Below are 2354 nucleotides of genomic sequence, written 5' to 3'. Positions count from 1 at the left end.
GCACCAAGCACGGTGCCAACAAGCTGGTCGAGCAACTGGCGCGGGACGGCATCAGCGCCATGGCGATCCCCGGCAACAAGAGCCAGTCGGCCCGCACCAAAGGCGCTGGCCGAATTCAAGGACGGCAAGCTGACCGCCCTGATCGCCACCGACATCGCTGCCCGCGGCATCGACATCGACCAACTGCCGCACGTGGTCAACTATGACCTGCCCAACGTACCCGAAGATTACGTGCACCGCATCGGCCGCACTGGCCGTGCCGGCGCCACCGGTGAAGCCGTCTCGCTGGTCTGCGTGGATGAGCGCGACCTGTTGCACGACATCGAGCGCTTCATCAAGCGCGAGATTCCGGTGGAAGTGATTGCCGGTTTCGAACCCGACCCCAGCGCCAAGCCGCAGCCGATCCAACTGCGCAGCGGCCAGGGCCGTCACCAGAACGGTGGCGGACGTGGCGGTCAGCGCAGCGCCCCGCGCAAACCTGCTGCCAATGGAAACGGCAACGGCAATTCTGCTGCAGCCAAGCCGGCCAAACCAGCCAACGGCGGCAATGGTGGTAATGGTGGTAATGGTGGTAATGGCGGCCAAGCTGCCAAGCCGCGCCCAGCCGCCAAGGGCAATGCCGCACGCGGCCAGGGTCACGGCCAAGGCGCACGCTCTGGCAACGCAGGTGGCAATGGCAGCACAGGCGGCAGCGGTGGCAACAACGCCAACCGCGCCCCCAAGCCGGCCCATGCCAACAACCAGCCGCGCAACCCGGGCCAGCCTCGCCAGGGCGGTCCGCGCCCCTCGGCGCTGACCCACGGCGGCCAGCGCGCAGCGGGCAAGTAAGACCATCATCTTCTCAACTTCATCGGTAAAGGAACGACATGGGTGTTTCCGTCATCAAGGCCGACCTCGACAACGCTGCCCACGCGGCAGCCTTGTTCGAGACCCTCAATGCCTACGCTTGCGATGCCATGGGCGGAGGCCAGCAGCTCTCCGACTACGTGCGCGAGAACTTGGCGGCCGAGCTGAAGAAACGTCCTACCGCCCATGTGTTCCTGGCCTTCGATGGCACCACGCCTGCTGGCCTGGCCAATTGCATCGAAGGTTTCTCCTCCTTCGCCTGCAAGCCACTGCTGAACCTGCATGACCTGGCCGTGATGCCGGCCTATCGCGGCCAGGGCGTAGCCAAGCTGCTGCTGGCGGCAGTCGAGGAAGAAGCCCGCAAGCTGGGTTGCTGCAAGCTCACGCTGGAAGTATTGGAAGGCAATGCCGTGGCGCGCGCGCTGTATCGCGCCTGCGGTTTTGCAGGCTATGAGTTGAAGGCCGAAGCCGGCAAGGCCATGTTCATGCAAAAGCCGCTGGACTGAATGTCTTGAGCGCAAATAAAAATGCCCGCATCAAACGCTGCGGGCATTTTTGTTTTTTGACCTGTTCCTTCACTTCCCATCAGCATCGATGCCTCAGGCCCGGTATTTCACGCCCGGCAGGATGCACAACATTTCATATGCCAGGTTAGCCGCCACCAGTGCGGTGGTTCCGGCCTGGTCATAGGGCGGCGAGACCTCGACCACATCGGCCGAGACAATGTCCAGCCCCTTGCAGCCGCGGATGATTTCCAGCCCTTGCTGCACCGTCAACCCGCCAATCTCGGGCGTGCCGGTACCAGGCGCAAAGGCCGGGTCCAGACCATCGATATCGAAGGTCAGGTAGACCGGGCCCTCCCCCATCTGCGCACGCACCTCTTCCATCAACGGCGCCAGCGAGCGATGCCAACACTCCTCGGCCTGCACCACGCGGAAACCCTGGGCACGGCACCAGTCGAAATCATCGGCGTGATAACCGGTGCCGCGCAGACCGATCTGCACCACCCGTTGCGGGTCCAGCAAACCCTCCTCGAAGGCGCGGCGGAACGGCGTGCCGTGGGCGATCTTCTCGCCATTCATGGTGTCGTTGACGTCGGCATGGGCATCCACGTGGATCAATCCCACCGGGCCGCGATGGCGCGCCATGGCACGCAGGATGGGCAGGGTCAGGGTGTGGTCGCCGCCCAGGCTGATGGTCTTGCAACCGGTAGCGTAGATACGGTCATACGCCTCTTCGATCATGCGCACCGAATCCAGCAGGCTATAGGGATTCAAGGCCACGTCACCCAGGTCAGCCACTTTCAGCGAATCGAAGGGGGCGGCGCGGGTGGCCATGTTGTAGGGGCGCAGCAGTACCGATTCGCTACGGATCTGGCGCGGCCCGAAGCGCGTGCCGGAGCGGTTGGAAGTACCGATATCCAGCGGCACACCCACGAAGCCCACATCCAGCCCGGCCGCATCTTGCACGTGCGGCAGCCGCATCATGGTGGCGAGCCGCCGAACGGG

2 protein-coding genes and 1 pseudogene are annotated in these 2354 nt (G+C 64.2%); 2 read left to right on the top strand and 1 reads right to left on the bottom strand.

From position 1 onward, the window contains the following. Positions 1–828, top strand: a pseudogene (locus tag I5W_RS13480) (helicase-related protein); the annotation flags it as partial. Between the two features lie 38 nt (positions 829–866). Further along, on the top strand, positions 867–1352 hold the full coding sequence (locus tag I5W_RS13475; RefSeq protein ID WP_044529613.1) for a GNAT family N-acetyltransferase: 486 nt from the start codon (positions 867–869) through the stop codon (positions 1350–1352). 93 nt (positions 1353–1445) lie between these two features. Here I5W_RS13475 and speB read toward each other — a convergent pair. Next, positions 1446–2354, bottom strand: a 909-nt coding sequence (gene speB / locus I5W_RS13470; protein WP_044529614.1) for an agmatinase, incomplete at its 5' end; no start/stop codon positions are given.

It is taken from the genome of Herbaspirillum sp. B65, assembly GCF_000333555.1.
Taxonomy (GTDB): domain Bacteria; phylum Pseudomonadota; class Gammaproteobacteria; order Burkholderiales; family Burkholderiaceae_D; genus Herbaspirillum; species Herbaspirillum rubrisubalbicans.
The sequence above is the reverse complement of the archived record's forward strand: the minus strand, read 5'-3'. Positions and strand labels throughout refer to the sequence as shown.

Excerpts from the sequence above, each read along its gene's own strand:
- I5W_RS13475 (WP_044529613.1), top strand. The coding sequence starts at position 867 with ATGGGTGTTTCCGTCATCAAGGCCGACCTCGACAACGCTGCCCACGCG.